The organism is Terrabacter sp. AAH1 (assembly GCF_054456855.1).
On record NZ_JBTJJV010000024.1, the window covers coordinates 22,990 to 28,989 of the forward strand.

5 protein-coding genes and 1 tRNA gene are annotated in these 6,000 nt (G+C 69.4%); 1 reads left to right on the forward strand and 5 read right to left on the reverse strand.

All coding sequences use genetic code 11. The features are described from left to right. Positions 1–47: 47 nt before the first annotated feature. A tRNA-Asn gene (locus ACXR8F_RS21265) sits at positions 48–120 on the forward strand. Between the two features lie 132 nt (positions 121–252). On the opposite strand, the gene ACXR8F_RS21270 is transcribed toward ACXR8F_RS21265, so the two are convergent. The 5 genes from ACXR8F_RS21270 to ACXR8F_RS21290 form a co-directional block, all read right to left on the reverse strand. Beyond that, positions 253–1,188: an amino acid ABC transporter permease gene (locus ACXR8F_RS21270; protein WP_045193215.1), complete on the reverse strand. Its 936-nt coding sequence runs from the start codon at positions 1,186–1,188 to the stop codon at positions 253–255. Then, complete coding sequence (locus ACXR8F_RS21275) at positions 1,185–1,862, reverse strand: amino acid ABC transporter permease (protein WP_045193214.1); 678 nt, start codon at positions 1,860–1,862, stop codon at positions 1,185–1,187. Before ACXR8F_RS21275 ends, ACXR8F_RS21270 begins: the two co-directional genes overlap by 4 nt. An 80-nt stretch (positions 1,863–1,942) precedes the next feature. Beyond that, a complete protein-coding gene (locus tag ACXR8F_RS21280) occupies positions 1,943–2,788 on the reverse strand; it encodes a glutamate ABC transporter substrate-binding protein (RefSeq protein ID WP_045193213.1) in 846 nt (281 codons plus the stop codon). A 67-nt stretch (positions 2,789–2,855) separates the two neighbouring features. Further along, positions 2,856–3,584 (reverse strand): amino acid ABC transporter ATP-binding protein, encoded by a 729-nt coding sequence (locus ACXR8F_RS21285; protein ID WP_458803584.1) that lies wholly within the window; start codon positions 3,582–3,584, stop codon positions 2,856–2,858. A 195-nt stretch (positions 3,585–3,779) separates the two neighbouring features. Beyond that, positions 3,780–5,306, reverse strand: coding sequence for a M23 family metallopeptidase (locus ACXR8F_RS21290; protein WP_458803580.1), 1,527 nt, complete (start codon positions 5,304–5,306; stop codon positions 3,780–3,782). Positions 5,307–6,000 lie beyond the last annotated feature (694 nt).

The following is a 6,000-nucleotide window of genomic DNA, read 5'->3' on the forward strand; positions in this document are numbered from 1 at the left end:
CGATTTCTTGTCGCCGCTGATGCTTTGCTATGGTTGCGCAGCAGCATTCCCCTGTAGCTCAATTGGCAGAGCAGCCGGCTGTTAACCGGCAGGTTATTGGTTCGAGTCCAATCGGGGGAGCACAGTACGAGAAGGGCCCCGACACCACTGGTGTCGGGGCCCTTTCTCGGTCTTCTTCTCGGTCCTCGGCGGACGTCGGCGAGATGGTGCGCACAGGGCGCCCGTACGGTACGCGTACGGGCGCCCTGTGCGTCAGCGTGCCTGGCTCGTCGCGTCGCCGGTGTGCACGCCCCGACCGCCGAGACCGTCGGTGGGGGCGTCCGCCGTCCCGGGCCCGGCAACGCCGGTCGCCGGTCCCGCCTTGCGGGGCCCACGACCTCGCCGGTTGAGGCGGCGCTCGAGCCGGCCCGCGAGCACCGTCAGACCGAAGTTGATCGCGATGAAGACGACGGCCGCGAGGATGTACGCGGGGATGACCGTCGCGTACGCCGTGCCCATGTCGCGCATGCTCTGGAGCAGCTCCGGATAGGTGATGGCCGCACCCAGCGCGCTGTCCTTGAGGATCACGACGATCTGGCTGATCAGGGCCGGCAACATGGCCGTCAGCGCCTGGGGCAGCTGGATCGACCGGAGCGTCTGCGACGCCGTGAGCCCGATGGACAGTCCGGCCTCGGACTGGCCCTTGGGCAACCCGTAGACGCCCGAACGTACGAGCTCGGCGATGACCGAGCCGTTGTAGAGGGTCAGGGCGATGACGACCGCCATGAACGAGTTGAGGCTGGCCACGAAGATGTTGTTGAACGCGAACAGCTGGAAGAGGAAGTACATCATCAGCAGCACCGGGACCGCGCGGAAGAACTCCACGATGATGCCGCTGACCCAGCGGATGGCACGGTTCTGCGAGAGCCGGCCCATGCCGAAGAGGATGCCGAAGACCATGGCTGCCACGATCGAGACGGCAGCCGCCTTGAGCGTGTTGATCAGGCCGGGGACGACGTATGCCGTCCACACCTCGGGGTCGACGAGAGGCTGCCACAGCGCGCCGGTCAGCTGGCCCTGAGCGCCCAGCTTCCACACCACGCCGGCCAGCGTGGCCGCGAGAAGCACGAACCCGAACGCCGTGAGGATGGCGTGACGGCGCCGGGCGCGAGGCCCCGGCGCGTCGAACAGGACGTTCTGGGCGCTCATCGCTTCACCGCCAGGCGACGCGAGAGGGACGTGAAGAGCAGGCCGACGGGCAACGTCAGGATGACGAAGCCGAGCGCGAACACGAGGAACACCGCCACGCTCGCCGTCTCGTTCTCGATGATGACCTTCATCAGTGCTGACGCCTCCGCGACTCCGATGACCGAGGCCACGGTGGTGTTCTTGGTGAGGGCGATGAGGACGGAACCGAGCGGGGCGATCGCTCCCCGGAACGCCTGCGGCAGGATCACCTCGCGCAGGCTCTGTCCGAAGGTCAGCCCGATCGAGCGGGCCGCCTCGGCCTGGCCGAGCGGCACCGTGTTGAAGCCGCTACGCAGCGCCTCGCACACGAACGCCGCGTGGTAGACCGCGAGAGCCACCATCGCCCAGCGGATCGCGTTGTCGCGCAGCGAGGTCGCCGAGTTCGGGTCGACCAGGTTGATCTGCAGCACGATCCCCACGCCCGCGAGCGAGAAGAAGACGATGAGGGTCAGCGGGGTGTTGCGCACGACGTTGACGTAGAACGCGCCCAGCCTGCGCAGCACCGCGACCGGCGAGACGCGCATGATCGCGAGGACCGTGCCGATGACGAGGGCACCGATCGCCGAGAAGAACGTCAGCTTGATGGTCATCCAGAAGGCGGCGAGGATGTCGTACTTCTCGAGGACGTCGAACATGTCCCTCCTTCAGGCACAAGGGATCTGGCCCGCGCAAGCCGCGGCGCCGGGTGGCGCCGCGGCTTGCGCGCGGCGAGGGATCAGGAGCAGGCGTCCGGAGTGGGCGGGTTGCCCGCACCCGGCTTGTAGCCGGCCGGCCCGAGGTTGGCGTCGAGCGCCTTCTGCCACGAGCCGTCGCTGATCATCTTCTTGATGGCGTCGGTAATCTTGGTGCACTGGGCGGTGTCGCCCTTCTTGAGGCCGATGCCGTAGTTCTCCTTGGAGAAGGGCTTGCCGACGACCTTGAACTTGCCCTTGTACTGCTCCTGCGCGGCGTAGCCGGCGAGGATCGTGTCGTCGGTGGTGAGGGCGTCGACGCCACCGGTCTGCAGGGCGGGCAGGCACTCGGAGTACGTGCCGAACTCCTGGAGCTGCACGCCGGGGTACTGCTTCTTGACCTTCTGGGCCGACGTCGAGCCGGTGACCGAGCACAGCTTCTTGCCGTCGAGGGCATCGGGGCCCGTGATCGTCGCATCGTCGGCGCGGACGAGGAGGTCCTGGCCGGCGATGAAGTACGGGCCGGCGAAGCTGACCTTCTCCTTGCGGGCATCGGTGATGGAGTACGTCGCGACGACGAAGTCCACCTGGCCGGTCTGGATGAGCGTCTCGCGCTGGGCGCTGGGCGCCTGGACCCACGTGATGTTGTCCTCGGACGTGCCGAGCTCCTTGGCGACGTACTTGGCGACCTCGACGTCGAAGCCGCTGTACTCGTTGCCCTTCTTGAGGCCCATGCCGGGCTGGTCGAACTTGATGCCGATCTTGAGGCCGCCGCCGCCGCCTCCGCCGGTGCCGCCGCTGCCTCCGCTGGGCTGACCGGATCCACACGCGGCGAGCGTGAGGGCGAGCGTCGCTGCCGCCGCGACGGCTCCGAGTCGTCGTGCCTTCATTGGGGTTCCTCCCTGGTGGTTGCTCACGGCGCGCAGTCCTGCGCGCCGCTACCTGTCGTCAGCTGGTTCAGTGGGTGAGGATCTTGCCGAGGAAGTCCTTGGCGCGATCGCTCTTGGGGTTGGTGAAGAACTCCTGCGGGGTTCCGACCTCGACGATCTGGCCGTCGGCCATGAAGACCACCCGGTCGGCCGCCTTGCGGGCGAACCCCATCTCGTGGGTGACGACGATCATCGTCATCCCCTCCTTGGCCAGGCCGACCATGACGTCGAGCACCTCGTTGACCATCTCGGGGTCGAGGGCCGAGGTGGGCTCGTCGAACAGCATGACCTTTGGGCCCATAGCGAGAGAGCGCGCGATGGCCACGCGCTGCTGCTGGCCGCCGGAGAGCTGTGCGGGGTACTTCTCGGCCTGCGCCTCGACCCCGACCCGCTTGAGCAGGTCGCTCGCGAGCTTGTCGGCGTCGGCCTTGGACTTCTTGCGCACCTTCATCGGCCCGAGGGTCACGTTGTCGCGGATCGTCTTGTGCGCGAAGAGGTTGAAGGACTGGAACACCATGCCGACGTCGGCGCGCAGCTGTGCCAGCGGCTTGCCTTCCTCGGGCAGGGCCTTGCCGTCGATCGAGATCGTGCCGGCCTCGATGGTCTCGAGGCGGTTGATGGCCCGGCACAGCGTCGACTTGCCCGAGCCGGACGGGCCGAGCACGACGACGACCTCACCCTTGCCGACCGTGAGGTTGATGTCGCGCAGCACGTGCAGGTCACCGAAGTGCTTGTTGACGCCCTCGATGACGACCATCGGGTCACGGGGCTCGTCGGGGGTCCGATCGCTCGTCGCCGCAGCGTCGGTTCTCACGTCGTCCATCCCGGAAACCTATCGGCTCCCGCGGTCGTGCTGCACCCAAGCGCGCCGAGCGTGCTCGAATCGTGAGGACAGCGGCCCCACGCACACAGCGAGGAAGGCGGCTCTCGGAGCCGCCTTCCTCAGTGTGGTTCAGGCGCCGGAGGCCGTCGGGGCCGGCGGATCCGTGGGGACGGGGCCTGTCGTGGCCTCGGGCGCCGCAGCCGCTGACTGCGTCGTGGCCGGCGGCGGGTCGCTGGGAGCGGGAGCCGGTGCCGGGTCCGCCGGCACGATCCGTGCCGACGGGGCCACTGCCGGTGGCGGCTCGGGCGCGGGCGCAGGAGCGGGGTCAGCCGGCGCGACCGGAGCGGGGTCAGCGGCCGGGGCCGGTGGCGGTGGCGGTGGCGGGTCGGCTGCCGGTGCGGGCGGCGGGTCGGCCACCGTCGTCGAGGCCGGCGGCGGGTCAGCCGGCGCCGCAGGCGTCGTCGCAGGGGCCGTCGCAGGGGGCGTCGTCGTGGCCGGCGGCTCGGTCGTCGCCGGCGGCTCGGTCGTCGCCGGCGGAGCCGTCGTGGTGTCGGCCGGCGGCGTCGTCGTGGCGGGCGGGGTGGTCGTGCCGGTCGGAGGCGTCGTGGTGCCCGGAGGCGTCGTCGTTCCCGTCGTGCTGCCCGGCGTCGTGGTGCCGGGCGGGGGCGTGGTCGTCGACGGGGGCGGCGTCGTCGTGGTCGGCGGCGGCGTGGTCGTCGACGGGGGCGGCGTCGTCGTGGTCGGCGGCGGCGTGGACGTCTGCGTCGGGTGACCCGTCGCGGCCGGCGGCGGCGTCTGGCTGGGCGACGACGGCGGTGTGATCGTCGCGGCCGGGGCCGACGGCACGACCGACGCCTCGGGGATCGGCACGTCGCCGTCCTCGACGGTCTTGACGACACGGCCACCGCGGTCGATGACGAGGTGCGGCACGACGGCATACGGCACGGACGAGGTCGCCGACGGAGCGAAGCCCAGGTAGGGGGCCGGGTCGACATAGCGGTCGTTGACGATGACGTCGAAGTGCAGGTGGCAGCCCGTGGACCATCCGGTCGTGCCGACGAGGCCGATGACCTGGCCCTGGGTGACGCGCTGGCCCTCGGTCACGAGGAACTTCGACTGGTGACCGTAGGCCGTCTTCAGCGTCGGCGTGTGCTCGATGATCGTGCGTCCACCCCACGAGTTGGAGACGCGCGCGTAGATGACGGTGCCGTCGGCCGCTGCGTGGATCGGCGTGCCGCAGTTGGCGGCGAGGTCGATGCCGGTGTGGAACATCGGGCGCCCCAGCACGGGGTGCATGCGCGGTCCGAACGAGGACGTCTCGCCACCGGGGACGGGGTGGATGAAGAGCGGGCCTCCTGCGATCGGGGCCGCGATGGCCTCGGCCGTGGCCGGAGCCAGGCTGATCGCCGGGAACATGAAGAGGCCACCGCCCACGGCACTGGCGAAAGCGGAGTCGACCGGGGCAACGGCGACCGCGGGCGTGCCGGTGGACGCCAGCTCGGCAACCTGGTCGCGGGCCTCCTCGACCACCCCGACGGCGTTCTGCACGGCGGGCTCTCCAGCGGCCAGCAGCACGGCGGCGCGAGGCGACTGGGGCGTGCTGCCACCGAGGAAGGGCAGCAGGGCGAAGAGCACGAGCATGGTGGCAAAGGGCACGAGTCGCCGGCTCATCCTGATGTTCAGGACGAACGGACCCCTGCTCCCGTCGACGTCACGCACCACTGGGCCACCCCCTGGAGGCAAATCTGTTGTCTGTCTCGACCATCTCCCGGCGTACCGGGCCCCCGCAACCGGAAGCTCACGCGGACGACCCCCCGTCCGAACGACCGGTCCTTCAACCATAGGTGGGCCGCCCCGTCGACGGGCGGTTCCAGCAGAATTGCGGCTGCCGTCTGTGACGGGTGTGACTGGTGACGACAATGTCCGGGCTCCTGGCGATCGACACGCGGGCGCTTGCTCCAATCTTGCGCAAACCTCGCGTCCAAAATGTCATGGAACTTGCAGTCCTGCAGGCACTGTGGTGTTCGGAGGGGAAACCGACGCGTGGGGGCTGCGTCGGGTGCAAGGCCGGTCGGGGGACCGGTGGGGTGGAGACGAGGTGGGTTCTGCCGGGGGAGTCGGCGGAACCCACCTCATCGCCGTCCGGGGCTCGACGACTCGTTCTCGGCTCGCTGTCCGTTCGCGGTCGCGTCTGTGGGAGTTAAGTCCCCGATAGTGGTGTAGTGCGGTCGCCGAGTTCGTCCCGGTCGTGGACGCAGGTGCGGCCACCGCGTGATCCTTCGAGTTCACCTTCCACAGATCTCTCGAACGGAATCATCACGATGACCGCACCACACATTGTCGACCCTGC

Coding starts and splice junctions, on each gene's coding strand:
- ACXR8F_RS21270 (WP_045193215.1), bottom strand. CDS start 1,188: ATGAGCGCCCAGAACGTCCTGTTCGACGCGCCGGGGCCTCGCGCCCGG.
- ACXR8F_RS21275 (WP_045193214.1), bottom strand. CDS start 1,862: ATGTTCGACGTCCTCGAGAAGTACGACATCCTCGCCGCCTTCTGGATG.
- ACXR8F_RS21280 (WP_045193213.1), bottom strand. CDS start 2,788: ATGAAGGCACGACGACTCGGAGCCGTCGCGGCGGCAGCGACGCTCGCC.
- ACXR8F_RS21285 (WP_458803584.1), bottom strand. CDS start 3,584: ATGGTCGTCATCGAGGGCGTCAACAAGCACTTCGGTGACCTGCACGTG.